Below are 13,709 nucleotides of genomic sequence, written 5' to 3'. Positions count from 1 at the left end.
GATCGCGGATCGCCCGCGAGTGGCGGAGCTATGCAGAGGCACGCCTTCAGTCAAGGGTACGCAACCGTGAAGAAACCAGGGCCGCAAGGAAATGACCACGGCGTGCGACAGTGCCGCCCTCACTAGACATTCAAAGTGCGGAAAGGCCAAGTTGGGCGAAATCACCAAACGCGGGGATATGGACTTGCGCACCTTGCTTGTGCAAGGGACTTGATCGGCATTGTTGACCGGCAAACGATGGGATGACCGGATTGGCATTACCTCAGGATCAGTGGCTCTTTCGATCCGTTACCCAAAGTCATTCGGCATCAGCACTTCGCCCTGCATGAGGCGTCGCGCCGTTCGCGGGAAGCTGAGGGTCTCGAAGTGCAGCTGTGGCTGCACCGCGCCGGCGTGCGGCTCTACCTTCACGTACATCACGCCCAGTGGGTGGCCGATGCGCAGCCATGGGGTCCGGGCGACCGCGGGGTCGAGCACTTTGTGCAGCACCGAGCCCGCCACGCGCGAAATGGCGCCGGAACACATGGCGCCCGCGCCTGCCATGCTGTCATGGCACTTGCCCAGGAACACGAGACGCTCGCACGCATCCATTTCCCGCTCCTTCTGCACGACACCGTTCACATCGACATAGTTCTCAGGCGGAGCCACCATGATCGCCAGCGGCAGGCCAGGCAGATGCTGGTCATTCCACTGCCGGTACAAGCCGATCATTGCGCCGGCCTTGCCCTGAATCTCGCCGATGGTTTCGATCAACGCGCGGTCATTGGTGATCGGGATCGGCAGCTCGCTGCCCCCAAGGCCCAGGTCCTTCGCCGCGATGAATACGCATGGGTTGGCCGCATCGCCGATGGTGACCTCGACGCGCCGTCCATCCTCCAGCGTGATCACGTCGATCACATTGCCCGTCGGCAGCAACTTGCCCGTCTTGGCGCCCACCGTGCCCGCATAGTCCATCAGGATCTCGGCGCCCGTGCCCGGGACTCCGGCGATGGCGCAGTCGCCCAGTACGCGCGCCTTGCCGCCCGCCACCTGCACCTTGGCGATCATCATCTTTTGCGTGTTGGTGTTGAAGATGCGCACCGCGGTGACGGGCTCCACGGCATCGACCAGGCCCTCGTCGATCGCGAACGGACCGACGGCCGACGAGATGTTGCCGCAGTTGGCGTCGTAACTCACGAGCGCGCGCTCCACGTCGAGCTGCGCAAAGGTGTAGTCCACATCCGCGTCGGCGCGCGGTGACTTGCTGATGATCGCCACCTTGGAGGTCACCAGCCTCGAGCCGCCCAGACCATCGATCTGCAGCACGTCGGGCGTGCCCATGGCGCGCAGCAGAAACCTGTCGCGCCGAACGCCGGGCGGCGGCACGTCCTGCTCGTGGAAGAAGAGGGCTTTGCTTGTGCCGCCGCGCATCAGCACGCAGCGAACGGCGATCTGGTCGGGAGAGTGGTCCATGCTGCGCAACTCCTGCCGTCAATCGACCTGCGCGCCCGATTGCTGCACGGCGCGCGCCCACTTCTTGACTTCGGCTTCCATGAAGGCCTGGAACTGCGGCGTCGACATCGTCGGGAACTCCAGCCCTGAACTTGCCAGCATTTGCTGCACCGCGGGCGAATGGCCGGCCTTGCGGAAGGCCTCGGACAGTCTCGCCACCACCGGCGCCGGCGTGCCGGCGGGCACCACAATACCGCTCCACGCGGCCACGTCGAAGTCCTTTTGCAGTTGTTCGGCCACCGTCGGGACGTCCGGTAGCGATGGGTTGCGTCGTGGCGAAGTGATTGCCAGTGCCTTGAGTTTCCCCGCTCTCACGTACGGCAGCACGGAGGGCAGTGGCTCCATCATCAGCGGAATCTGCCCACCCATTAGGTCGTTCATTGCTGCTGGCGAGCCCTTGTAGGGTATGTGATTGAGTTTAACGCCAGAGGCCTCTTGGAACAGTTCCATGGCCAAGTGAGCCGTGATGCCGCTGCCACCCGAGCCGAAATCAACTTTCCCTGGGTGCGCCTTGACGTAGGCTAGGAGCTCCTGCACGTTCTTCGGAGCGAATCCGGGATTGGCCACCAACACCAGTGGCGCGGTGCCGGCGATGCCCACGGCAAGGAAGTCCTTCAGCGTGTCATAGGGTAGCTTCTTGTAGAGCGACTGGTTGATCGCGAGTTGGCCCGAAGTGCCGAAGAGCAGCGTGTAGCCATCGGCCTTGGCCGTCTTCACGGTTTGTGCGCCCAGGATTCCGTTGGCGCCAGGCTTGTTATCCACGATGATATTCTGGCCTAGCTCCTTACCCATAGCGTCGGCAAATGCTCGCGCCATCATGTCGACATTCTGGCCGGGCGGATAGCCCACCACGAAGCGCAGAGTGTGGTCGGGGAACTGCTGGCTCATGGCGCTGGTGGCCAGCGCGGCGGCGCCCAGTGCCAGCGCGATGCAGCGGGTAAATGTCATAGCTTGTCTCCTTAAATGTAGATGTGGGCAATGATGTTCAGCGCTGCTGCGGCCAGGCCCAGGGGCGACGTGCGCGGTCGGCCTGTTGCCATGCAGTGATGAGCACCTCGTCTCGCAGGGTGAGGCCGATGTCGTCCAGGCCTTGCAACAGAGCTTCGCGGCGCAGCGCGTCGACCTCAAACGGGAAGCGGGTTCCGTCCGGCGCCACGACGACGCGGCTTTCGAGGTCGACAGTTAGCGCGGCTCCGGAGCCGGCTTGCGCCGCGAGGGCTTCCACCTGCGGCAGCGCCAAGCGGATTGGCAGGACGCCGTTCTGGAAGCAGTTCGCGAAGAAGATGTCGCCGAAGCTCGGTGCCACGATGCAGCGCAAGCCGAGCCCCTGCAACGCAGTTACCGCGGGCTCGCGCGACGAGCCGCATCCGAAGTTGGAGCCCGCGAGCAGGATGGGCGCATCGCGGAAGCGATGCTGGTTGAGGATGCTCTCCGAGTCCTCGCTGCCATCTTCGCGGTAGCGCAGCGGCTCGAGCGCCCACCGACCCCACGCCTCTTTCGGCAGGGCCGTCATGCGCTCAATGCGGATGATGACGTCGGTGTCCACGTTGCTGCGCATCAAGGGGATGGCCGCGCCCCGCACCACGGTGAAAGGCTGGAAGCTCATTGGAGTGTCCTCACGTCCGTGATGCGGCCCGTCACCGCGGCGGCCGCCGCCATCGCGGGGCTGGCGAGGTGCGTGCGCGCGCCGGGCCCTTGGCGTCCGACGAAGTTGCGGTTGGAGGTGGACACGCAGCGTGCCTGCGGTGGCACCTGCTCGCCGTTGGCGGCCACGCACATGCTGCAGCCGGGCTCACGCCACTGGAAACCGGCGGCCTCGAACACCTCGCGCAGGCCTTCGGCCTCGGCTTCACGCTTGACGATCTCAGAGCCGGGCACCACCCAGGCCGTGACGCCCGCAGCCACATGACGCCCGCGTGCGACGTCGGCCGCCGCGCGCAGGTCCGACAGGCGCGAATTGGCGCATGAACCGATGAACACCCAGTCCACCGGCATGCCCGCGAGCGCATCGCCCGCGCGCAATCCCATGTAGTCGAGCGCGGCGGCGTAGGCCTCCCGCCGCGGGCCATCGACTGCGGCCGGATCGGGTACGAGTGCGTCGATGCGAATCGCATGGTCGGGGCTGATGCCCCAGGAGATGGTGGGCACGACCGCGGCGGCGTCGATGCGAACTTCGCGATCGTACGCGGCGTCTGGGTCGCTCGGCAATTGCTCCCAGTCGCGCACCGCGGCATCGAAAGCGTCGCCTTGTGGTGCATAAGAGCGGCCGCGCAGGTACGCGTAGGTCTTCGCGTCCGGCGCGATCAGCGCGAAGCGCGCACCGAGTTCGACCGACAGGTTACAGAGGGTGAGTCGCCCCTCGACTTCCAGCGCTTCGACCGCGGCACCCGCGTATTCCACCGCGTACCCCACGCCGCCATCCGCCCCGAGCGCGGCGACGATGTGCAGCGCGAGATCCTTGGCGCTCACACCTTGCGCCAGCACGCCGTCGCAGACGATGCGCATGCGCTTGGGCCTGCGCTGACGCAGCGTCTGCGTCGCGAGGGCATGCACGCTCTCCGACGAACCCACGCCGAAAGCGAGCGCCCCCAACCCTCCGTTGGTGCAGGTGTGGCTGTCGGTGCACACCACCGTGAGCCCTGGCAGCACCAAGCCCAACTCGGGCCCCATCACATGCACGATGCCTTGGCCCGGCTGGCCCAGTTCGAAGAAGCGTACGCCGGCTTCCTCGGCGCCCCTACGCAGTGCGGCGTGTAGCCTGCCGCCAAGCGGAAAGGTCGTGGCGCTGCGGCCCGGCTGGCTCGACACCGCATGGTCGGGCACCGCGAAATCCAACTCGGGATTGCGCAGTTTCATGCGCCGCTGCGTGAGATCGGCAAAGGCGGGGCCGCCACCCAGGTCGTGCATCAGTTGCCTGTCGATGTGCAGCAGCGCCCATCCGTCGCCGAGGTCACGCACCACATGCATGTCCCACACCTTGTCGAAGAGAGTGCGTGCCATTTCAGCGCCCATCCTTCGTGTGCGTGGCCACCGCGCCCGCGCCGTAGCGCGCGCGCAGAGCGTCCCATTCCTCCGCACCGAAGCGGCGGAATATGTCACCGATAGGTGTGTTGGCCACGGGCACTTGCCGTGTCGCCTTTACCTGCGACAGTGCCGCGTCGCCCGCTTCGATCTGTGCCGTCACCAGCAGGCCAGGCAGGATGCAGACCTTGTAGCCCATAGCCTCAGCCTCGCGCAAGTCGTTCAGCGGCGTCTTGCCGCCGGGAACGAGGTTGAGAAAGCAGGGCCCGCGCACCAGCCGGGGAACGGCCGCGATCTCTTCCATGGTCTGCATGGCCTCGACGAAAGCGATGTCCGCGCCGGCCGCGAGCGCTTCGTTCATGCGCGCGACGGCCTCGTCCATCCCGAGAACGGCCCGTGCATCGGTGCGGGCGATGATGACGGTGTCCGCATTGCGCCGTGCCTCCGCGGCCGCGCGGATCTTGGAGACGAACTCGGCGCGCGGGATAACCTCCTTGCCCTCCAGGTGGCCGCAGCGCTTGGGCGAGACCTGATCCTCGATGTGGAGACCGGCCACGCCGCGCAACTCGTACTCGCGCACAGTGCGGATCACGTTCAGTTCATTGCCGTATCCGGTGTCCGCATCGGCTATCACCGGCAGCCGCGTGGCGCGCGTGATGCGCAGCGCATTGCCCGCCATCTCGCTGAAGTCCACCAGCCCGAAATCGGGAAAGCCGTGCGCCATGGAGGTGACGCCGCCGGTCATGTACACGGCGTCGAAGCCCGCCTGTTCGATCTGGCGCGCACCGATCGCGTCATGCGCGCCGGGGGCGACCAGCATGCCCGGGCGGCCTAGCAGCTGGCGGAGTGTGGATGCAGTCACGGTTGCCTTTCATGAAGTCTGGTTGTTATATCCACGATATCACATGATCATGGTCGGCGCGAATGAACCTCTGCGCCCCTCAGGGTATTGACCGGTTTTCATGCCGCGTGCTTGAATGAATCAACAAATGAATGATGAATTCATACAGTGAATTAACAAGACAGATCCGAATGAATTCCCCCTCCCGAGAAGCGGCTTTGGCCAATTCACTTTCCCTGGACCGCTTCTTCGCACCGCGCAGCGTGGCCTTCATCGGCGCCACCGAGGACACCACCAAGTTCGGCGGCAAGTGTTTCGCCAGCTTGCTGAAGTTCGGCTACAGCGGCCGTGTGATGCCGGTGAACCCCAAGCGCGAGAAGCTCTTCGATGTGCCCTGTTTCGCGGGCGTCGACAAGCTGCCTGAGGTGCCGGACCACGTGGGCATCGCGCTGTCGGGCAATGGGGCGCTGGATGCGCTGGAGCAGTGCGGCCGCCTCGGCGTGCCGTTCGCGACGGTGTTTTCCGCGGGTTTCGCCGAGACCGGCACGCTCGAAGGCCTGCGCCAGCAGGCACGCCTGCGGCAGATTGCCAGCGAGACCGGCATTCGCGTGATGGGGCCCAACTGCAATGGGGTCGTGAGCTTCGTCGACCGATTCGCGCTCTCGTCGACGTTCGCCATCAGCGAAGGGCACAGCCCGCATGGCGACATCGCCATCGCCAGCCAGAGCGGCGGCGCGGGGCAGATCAACGTGATGTGGCGCGCCATGCAGAGCGGCTTGGGCATCAGCTACCAGGTCAGCAGCGGCAACGACGCCGACCTGGACCTGCTGGACTACATGCACTTCATGGTCGAGGCGGAAAGCACGCGCGTCGTGCTGGTTGTCGCCGAGCGCATCTCCAGCGGGGAGCGCCTGCGCAAGCTGGCGCTGAAGGCCGCGGCGCTCGACAAGCCCATCGTCATGCTCAAGGTGGGGCGCAGTGCCGCAGGCAGTGCGGCTGCCGCATCGCACACGGGATCGATCACGGGCGCCGATGACATCACCGACGCCGCGCTCGCGCAATGGGGCATTCTGCGGGTCCACGACACCGAGGAGCTTTACGAGTTCGGGCGGCTGCTGCGGCGCACCAACCGCCCACGGGGGCGCAACGTGGCAGCGGCATCGGTCTCCGGCGGCAGCCTGGTGATCGCGGTGGACACGGCCAGCGATTGCGGGTTGCAATGGCCTGCCCTCAGCGAAAGCTGCGACGAGCGCCTGCAGCAGCAATTGCCCGACTTCGGCAAGACCAGCAATCCACTGGACCTGACCGCAGCGGCCGTGGGTCGCGACGATGCGTTGGTGCTCGCCGGGCAAGCCATCCTGCAAGACGAGAACATAGATGCCTTCGTGCCCGTGGTCACCATGACCAAGCGTGTCGAGTTCGAGGCCCTCGCGATGATGGCGACCACCGGCAGCAAGCCCACGGTGCTGCTGTGGACCGGCAGCTGCGTGGACGACCCGGCGCTCAAGTTGGCCGACTTGGTGCGCCAGGGTGTGCCTGTGTTTGATGACACACGCCGCTGCTTCCGCGCGATCGCTGCCAGCGCCTGGCTGGCAACTGCCCGCGAGCGTGTTCTGGCCGACGCACTGGCTGTCGGCGCGAGACAGCGGCCGGTCGATGCGGCCATGGCCCGGCGCCTGGCCCAAGGTGCGCTGACCGAACGCGAGTCCAAGGCGCTGCTCGCCACCTACGGTGTGCCGGTCACCGTCGAAGCCCTGGCGACCTCGCCGGAGGAGGCGGCCGGCATCGCCCGGCGCATCACGGCAAAGGTGGCGCTGAAGGTCGAGTCGCCCGACATCCCGCACAAGACCGAAGCGGGCGCGATCCGCCTTGGCGTCAGCGGCGCGGATGCAGTGCGGCAGGCCTTCGACGAGGTGATGCAGGCCGCCCGGCGGCACGCGCCGCAGGCGGACATCCGGGGCGTGCTGGTGCAAGAGATGGTGCCGCCCGGCTTCGAACTGCTGCTGGGGCTGGTGCACGACCCGGTGTTCGGCCCCGTCATCACCGTGGGCCACGGCGGCATCCACGTCGAGGTGATGAAGGACGTGGCGCGCCGCGTCGCGCCCGTGGATGCCCGGGCGGCCGGCGACATGCTGCGCTCGCTGCGCATCTGGCCCATCCTGGCCGGCACGCGCGGGCAGGCCGGCTACGACACCGAAGCAGTGATCGCCGGCATCGTGGCCCTGTCGCGGCTTGGCGTGGATTACGGCGCGGCCATCCAGGAAATTGACATCAACCCATTCGTGGTGCAGCACGCCAACGGCGGCGCCCGTGCAGTGGACGCCTTGGTGGTGGGCCGGTGCGCGCGCTGATGCGCAAGACGTTCTTACCAGAAGGAGACAACATGCAGCGTATTTCCAGTGTTCGGCGCGCCCTGCTGGGCGCATTCGGTGCGAGCTTGGTGCCGCGCGCCTTCGCGCAACGCGTGGACACCTACCCCGACCGCGTGATCAAGCTGATTAATCCCTGGACGCCGGGCGGCCCTGGCGAAACCGTGGGACGACCCATCGCCGACATCCTGACCAAGGCCTGGAAGCAGCCCGTCATACTGGATCATCGTCCGGGCGCGAACGCGGTGATCGGCAGCGCCATCGTCGCCAGGTCCGCGCCCGACGGCTACACCCTGCTGCTGGGGCAGACCGGCCCGAACACGATCTCGCCGAGCATCGGCAAGGGGACGCCCTACGATCCGATCAAGGACTTCGCGCCGATCACGCAGGTCACCTCCGCGGCGCTCGTGTTGGCGGTGCGCGCGGACCTGCCGATCCACAACATCGCCGACCTGATCACCTATGCGAAGGCGCACCCGACCGCACTCTCGTTTGGCTCGGTGGGCGCCGGCAGCACCACGCATCTTGCGGGCGAGATGCTCAAGGCGGCCGGCAGCTTCCAGATGACGCATGTGCCCTACAAGGGCGCGGGCCCGGTGATGAACGACCTATTGGGCGGGCAGATCAGCATGACCTTCCTGAACATCGCAGGCATCGTGCCGCACATGAGCAGCGGGCGCATCCGGCCGATCGCGGTGACCACCTTGAAGCGCTCGCCTCAGATGTCCGATGTGCCGGCCATCGCGGAGACCCTGCCCGGCGTGGAGATGGTGTCCTGGTATGCGCTGCTCGCGCCCGGCGGCACGCCGCCCGCCATCGTGGACAAGATCTATCGAGCAGTGGTCGAAGGCCTACGCCAGCCCGAGGTGGCGGCGATCTACCGCGCCGCCGGTCAGGAGCTGGAGCTCAGCACGCCCGCGCAGTTCGAGCAGCGCATCAAGAGCGAGATCGCCAAATTCGCCAAGCTGGTCAAAGACAACAACATCACCACCGAGTGATCGCATCACCATTCATCTGATCGAGGACACATCGTGCAACTGGAAATCAACCCCGAACTCGCCGAAGTGCGCAGCGCGCTGCGAAAGTTCACGCAGGAACAGCTGGAGCCGCTCGCGCTGGAGATCGACCGCATCGGAGAAATCCCCGCCAGCGCCTGGGCGCTGATGCGCGAGGCCGGTTATCTTGGCATGCAATTGCCCGAGACCTATGGTGGCGGCGGTTTCGACATGAGCACCTACTGCCTGGCGCTGGAGGAATTCAGCCGCTCCAGCCGCGTGTTCACCATGCTGCTGGACTACACCAGCGGCCTCGCGCCGCTGGCCATCGCGCGCCACGGCACGCCGCAGCAGAAGGACTGTTATTTGCCCAAGCTTGCTACGGGCGAATTCCGTGCCGCCTTCGGCCTCACTGAGCCGGGCGCGGGTTCGGATTCGGCGGCGATCGCCACCAACGCGAAGAAGACCGACAAGGGCTGGGTGATCAACGGCCGCAAGCACTACATCAGCGGAGGCAACAGCGCGGAGGTGATCCTGGTCATCGCACTCACCGACAAGGAGAAGCGTGCGCGCGGCGGCATCAGCGCCTTCCTGGTGGAGAAGGGAACGCCAGGCTTCGAGGTGACGCGCACTGACACAACCATCGGCTCGGACGCGATCAAGCTCGGCGAGCTCACCTTCGAGGACTGCCATGTGCCCGACTCCGCACTGCTCGGGCAGCCGGGCGACGGTTTCAAGATCGCCATGGGTTCGCTCACCAGCGGACGCCTGGGCGTGGCCTGTGCGTGCATCGGCGCGGCCGACCGCATGCTGGAGATGGCCGTGCAGCACGCCAGGGACAGGCAGACCTTCGGCAAGCCGCTCGCCGAGCGCCAGGCCATCCAGTGGATGCTGGCCGACTCGGCCACCGAGATCAAGCTCGCGCGCGCGCTGGTCTACGAAACCCTGCGCCGCGTGGAAGCCGGCGAGGACATCGGCACGGCCGCGAGCATGTGCAAGCTGTATTGCTCGGAGATGGTGGGGCGGGTGGCGGACCGCTCGGTGCAGATCCACGGCGGAATGGCGCTGATGCGTGGCTTCAACCTGGAGCGCTTCTACCGCGACATCCGGCACTACCGCATCGGTGAGGGCACGTCCGAAGTGCACCGTATGCTGATCTCGCGCGACCTGCTCAAGGCCTAGCGCACCCGTCCAGGAGACACGACATGAAAAAACTCTTGCTTGGCATTGCTGCCGCGTGCATGGTCTGGACGGCGTTCGCGCTCGAGCAAGCGCCGGCCGCGAACTGGCCCACCAAGATGGTGAAGATCGTCGTGGGCTATCCCGCGGGCGGGCCCAACGACATCATCGCCCGCGCCATCGCGCAGAAGATCAATGTGGCCACCGATCAGCCGGTGATCGTGGAAAACCGCCCCGGGGCGAGCGGGACCATCGGCAGCGACTTCGTCGCGAAGGCGCATGCCGACGGACACACGCTGATCATGAACGCGACCACGCATTCCATGGTGAACGCGCTGTACGAGAAGCTGCCCTTCGACGCGGACAAGGATTTCACGCCGATCACGCTGGTAGGCGAAAGCACCCTGGTGCTGATCGTGCGCAACGACCAGCCTGCGAAGAATCTTACGGAACTGCTGGCCACGGCGCGCTCGCAGGCGGGCAAGTTGTCGTTCGCATCCACGGGCGCTGGATCCAGCCCGCACCTCGCGGGCGAGATGCTGCGTCAGATGTCCAAGGCCGACATCACACACGTGCCCTACAAGGGCTCGGCGCCCGCCATGACCGACCTGCTAGGCGGACAGGTCACCATGATGTTCGAGCCGCTGCCTTCGGCTTTGCCGCACATCAAGGCCGGCAAGCTGCGACCTATCGGCGTGACCTCGAACAAGCGCATTCGGGAGTTGCCCGAGGTGCCCACCATGGCCGAGGGTGGCCTGCCGGGATTCGACATCACCGTGTGGTGGGGCCTTCTCGGCCCTGCCAACATGCCGCCCGGCTTGGCACAAAAGATCGCCACGACGGTGAACGCCAGCCTGGCCACGCCCGACGTGCGCAACAAGTTCGACACGCTGGGTATCACGCCGGTGGGCACAACGCCCGCGGAGTTTCGCAGCGTGCTGCAGAAGGACATCGCCAAGTACGGCCAGGTGATCCGGGAGGGCGGTATCCGTGCCAATTGATCGTTGCAAGGTCCGCAAGGCCTACGCGGACACGCCCGCGGGGCAGGTCCACTATGCCGAGGCGGGCGAGGGCATGCCGCTGCTGCTGTTCAGCGCCACGCCGCGCACGCACCGCTGCTATCTGCGCCTGATGGTGCTCCTGGCGCCGCACTGTCGCGCGATCGCGGTCGACATGCCGGGCTTCGGCAACTCGCATGCCTTGCCGCAGCGCTTGAGCATCGAGGTGCTCGCGGACTGCATGCGCGATGTCTTGGACGCGCTGGGCATCGCGCAGACGGATGTGTTCGGTCTGCACACCGGCAACAAGCTGGCTGCGGCGCTCGCGGCCAACCATCCGCAGCGCGTGCGGCGCCTGGTGATTGCGGGACAGTCGCACAGCATCATCCCCGAGGCGGAGGGCCGCAGCGCGGCGATCCAGCCGTGGTTCGCCAAGTACAAGAACCACTACGCCAGCGCGCCCGATGGCGCCCACCTGCTGCGCGACTGGCTGAACGCGCAGGTCAATGCCTTCGAGATCTGGTGGCCCAAGACCGTGCTGCACGGCGCCGAGGTGCGCGAATCCGACATCGAGAACGCGGAAGCGCGCACCATCGATTACGTGCAGGGCTGGCGCAGCTGCGTGCCGGTATATGAAGCCGTGCTGGCGTATGACCTCGCGGCGGCCTACCAGCGCATCCGCGTGCCCACGCTGGTGCTGGAGCTGCTCACCGCGCAGGAAAAGCACATTGGCGGCCAGGCGGCTCGCGTGTCCAGCCTGATCACGGGCAGCGTCGCCGCGCAACTCGTCGAATGCGACGGACTCGCGCTCGAGAGGCGTCCGCAGGAGTTTGCGGACGCCATCCTTCCCTTCCTTCATCCCACTGCAGGGAGTCAGCCATGATGATTTCCACCAAGCGGCGCGGCGACGTGCTAGTCCTGACCTTCTGTGATCACGAGCGGCGCAATGCGCTGTCGGTACAGCTGGTGGCCGAGGCCATCGAGGCCATCCGCGCCAGCCGTGCCGAAGGTGTACGCGCCGTGGTGCTGATGTCCGCGTCTTCGGTGTTCAGCGCCGGCGCCGATCTTGCCGCCATGAGCAAGGAGAGCGCGGAAAGCAAGACCGCTCCCCCGGGCAGCCCGTTCGACCTATTCGAGGCCCTCACGCGCGAGACACGTCCCGTGATCGCCGCGGTCAACGGCGGCGCCTACGGCGGCGGCTTCGAGTTGACGCTGTGCTGCGATGCGATCATGGCTTCCACCAAGGCATTCTTCGTGCTGCCCGAACTGGGCCATGGCGTGCTGCCGAACACGGCGCTCGCGCGGCTGCCGGCGTTCATCGGCGTGACCCGCGCCAAGGCACTCGCGTTCACGCGCCGCAAGCTGCCCGCGCAGGAGGCGCAGCAGATTGGCCTGGTGCATGCGGTCACCGAGCCCGAGGTGCTGGAAGACGCCGCGTGCGCGCTGGCCGACAGCATCGTCGCGAGCGCACCGCCGACCGGCATCGCCGAGGCCAAGGCGCAGTTCGAGCGCTGGATCGCGGTCGACTGGGCCTGGGCACGGTCGGGTCGCAGCCGCTCCAACCCGCACGAGCGCAAGGAGGGCACCACCGCCTTCGTCGAGAAGAGGGCGCCCGATTACGAGCGCTTCTGGCGTGCCCAATAGTCGTCCGCCGCGGCAGGTGCGCGTGCGCGCCACCTATATGCGTGGCGGCACGAGCAAGGGCACCTTCTTCCTCGCCGACGACCTGCCCACGCGCGTGCGCAGCGATGCGGCCGCGCGCGACCGCTTTTTCCAGCGCGTGGTGGGCAGCCCGGACGCCTACGGCAAGCAGATCGACGGCATGGGCGGCGCGACCTCCAGCACCAGCAAGGTGGTGATCGTGGCGCGCAGCCGGCAGTCCGGCTGCGATGTGGACTACACCTTCGGGCAGGTGCCCGTCAACGGGGACCATGTGGACTGGGGAGGCAACTGCGGCAACCTCACTGCCGCCGTGGGCCCCTTCGCGATCGCGCGCGGCCTTGTCAATGCGCCGGCCGATGGCGTGGCGCAGGTCCGCATCTGGCAAACCAACCTGCAGAAGCTGATCGTCGCGCGCGTGCCCATGGCGGCAGGCAATGTGGTGGAGCTGGGCGACTTCCAGCTCGCTGGGGTCACCTTCCCGGCGGCGGAGGTGGAACTGGATTTCATAGAGCCGGGCAGCGGCGAATCGCTGTTCCCCACGGGCCGCGTGGTGGAACTGCTCAAGGTTCCTGGCGAGGGCTGCATCGAGGCCACGTACATCAATGCCGGCAACCCCACCATCTTCGTCGATGCGGCCCGCCTGGGCTTGCGCGGGACTGAGCTGCAGGCGGACCTGAATGGCGATGCGCAGTTGCTGGCGCGGCTGGAAGCCATCCGCGCCCATGGCGCCGTGGCCATGGGCATCGCGCCCGACGTGCGGACTGCGTCCGCACGCCACCAGCATGTGCCCAAGCTCGCCTTCGTCGCCGCGCCGCAGGATTACACCGCGTCGAACGGCGCGCGGGTGCCGCGCGGGGACGTGCAGTTGCTCGCCCGCATCCTGTCCATGGGTGTGTTGCACCACGCCATGACCGGGACCGGCGCAGTCGCGCTGGCGGCCGCGCTTTCGGTGCCCGGCACGGTGCCGCAGCGCCTGGGCATCCGCGAAATGCCGGCCTGGTTCGGCCATCCGTCGGGCAAGGCGCGCATCGCTGCGCAGTGCATGCAGGTCTCGGGCCGATGGCACGTGGCCAGCGTGTCGCTGAGCCGTTCGGCCAGGCGCCTCATGGACGGCGACATCTTCATTCCATCCGAGTTCACCTGAGGAATTCTC

General features: G+C 66.7%; 12 protein-coding genes. 7 read left to right on the top strand and 5 right to left on the bottom strand.

Annotation, left to right across the window (positions count from 1 at the left end):
* Nucleotides 1-288: 288 nt before the first annotated feature.
* From E5P3_RS06010 to E5P3_RS05990, 5 genes are read right to left on the bottom strand one after another with little or no spacing between them, the layout of a single operon-like run.
* Nucleotides 289-1,452 carry a 2-methylaconitate cis-trans isomerase PrpF family protein gene (locus tag E5P3_RS06010; protein ID WP_162585149.1) on the bottom strand — a complete coding sequence of 388 codons (1,164 nt, stop codon included), beginning with the start codon at nucleotides 1,450-1,452 and terminating at the stop codon, nucleotides 289-291.
* Between the two features lie 18 nt (nucleotides 1,453-1,470).
* A complete protein-coding gene (locus tag E5P3_RS06005) occupies nucleotides 1,471-2,439 on the bottom strand; it encodes a Bug family tripartite tricarboxylate transporter substrate binding protein (protein ID WP_162585148.1) in 969 nt (322 codons plus the stop codon).
* Nucleotides 2,440-2,476: 37 nt separating this feature from the next.
* The gene (gene leuD, locus E5P3_RS06000) at nucleotides 2,477-3,097 is read right to left on the bottom strand and encodes a 3-isopropylmalate dehydratase small subunit (RefSeq protein ID WP_162585147.1); all 621 of its coding nucleotides are present in this window, start codon (nucleotides 3,095-3,097) and stop codon (nucleotides 2,477-2,479) included.
* Nucleotides 3,094-4,491: a 3-isopropylmalate dehydratase large subunit gene (leuC, locus tag E5P3_RS05995; protein WP_162585146.1), complete on the bottom strand. Its 1,398-nt coding sequence runs from the start codon at nucleotides 4,489-4,491 to the stop codon at nucleotides 3,094-3,096. Before leuC ends, leuD begins: the two co-directional genes overlap by 4 nt.
* 1 nt (nucleotide 4,492) lies before the next feature.
* Nucleotides 4,493-5,374 carry an isocitrate lyase/PEP mutase family protein gene (locus E5P3_RS05990; RefSeq protein ID WP_162585145.1) on the bottom strand — a complete coding sequence of 294 codons (882 nt, stop codon included), beginning with the start codon at nucleotides 5,372-5,374 and terminating at the stop codon, nucleotides 4,493-4,495.
* A 170-nt stretch (nucleotides 5,375-5,544) separates the two neighbouring features.
* Here E5P3_RS05990 and E5P3_RS05985 point away from each other — a divergent pair, with 170 nt between their 5' ends.
* From E5P3_RS05985 to prpF, 7 genes are read left to right on the top strand one after another with little or no spacing between them, the layout of a single operon-like run.
* A complete protein-coding gene (locus E5P3_RS05985; protein ID WP_162585144.1) occupies nucleotides 5,545-7,704 on the top strand; it encodes an acetate--CoA ligase family protein in 2,160 nt (719 codons plus the stop codon).
* A 32-nt stretch (nucleotides 7,705-7,736) separates the two neighbouring features.
* Nucleotides 7,737-8,720, top strand: coding sequence for a Bug family tripartite tricarboxylate transporter substrate binding protein (locus tag E5P3_RS05980; protein ID WP_162585143.1), 984 nt, complete (start codon nucleotides 7,737-7,739; stop codon nucleotides 8,718-8,720).
* A gap of 33 nt (nucleotides 8,721-8,753) precedes the next feature.
* Complete coding sequence (locus E5P3_RS05975) at nucleotides 8,754-9,899, top strand: acyl-CoA dehydrogenase family protein (RefSeq protein ID WP_162585142.1); 1,146 nt, start codon at nucleotides 8,754-8,756, stop codon at nucleotides 9,897-9,899.
* A gap of 23 nt (nucleotides 9,900-9,922) precedes the next feature.
* On the top strand, nucleotides 9,923-10,897 hold the full coding sequence (locus tag E5P3_RS05970; RefSeq protein ID WP_162585141.1) for a Bug family tripartite tricarboxylate transporter substrate binding protein: 975 nt from the start codon (nucleotides 9,923-9,925) through the stop codon (nucleotides 10,895-10,897).
* The gene (locus E5P3_RS05965) at nucleotides 10,887-11,777 is read left to right on the top strand and encodes an alpha/beta fold hydrolase (RefSeq protein WP_162585140.1); all 891 of its coding nucleotides are present in this window, start codon (nucleotides 10,887-10,889) and stop codon (nucleotides 11,775-11,777) included. The genes E5P3_RS05970 and E5P3_RS05965 overlap by 11 nt, the downstream gene beginning before the upstream one ends.
* Nucleotides 11,774-12,538, top strand: coding sequence for an enoyl-CoA hydratase/isomerase family protein (locus E5P3_RS05960; protein ID WP_162585139.1), 765 nt, complete (start codon nucleotides 11,774-11,776; stop codon nucleotides 12,536-12,538). Before E5P3_RS05965 ends, E5P3_RS05960 begins: the two co-directional genes overlap by 4 nt.
* On the top strand, nucleotides 12,528-13,700 hold the full coding sequence (gene prpF, locus E5P3_RS05955) for a 2-methylaconitate cis-trans isomerase PrpF (protein WP_269473971.1): 1,173 nt from the start codon (nucleotides 12,528-12,530) through the stop codon (nucleotides 13,698-13,700). The genes E5P3_RS05960 and prpF overlap by 11 nt, the downstream gene beginning before the upstream one ends.
* Nucleotides 13,701-13,709 lie beyond the last annotated feature (9 nt).

This window comes from Variovorax sp. RA8 (genome assembly GCF_901827175.1).
GTDB lineage: Bacteria > Pseudomonadota > Gammaproteobacteria > Burkholderiales > Burkholderiaceae_C > Variovorax.
The sequence above is the reverse complement of the archived record's forward strand: the minus strand, read 5'-3'. Positions and strand labels throughout refer to the sequence as shown.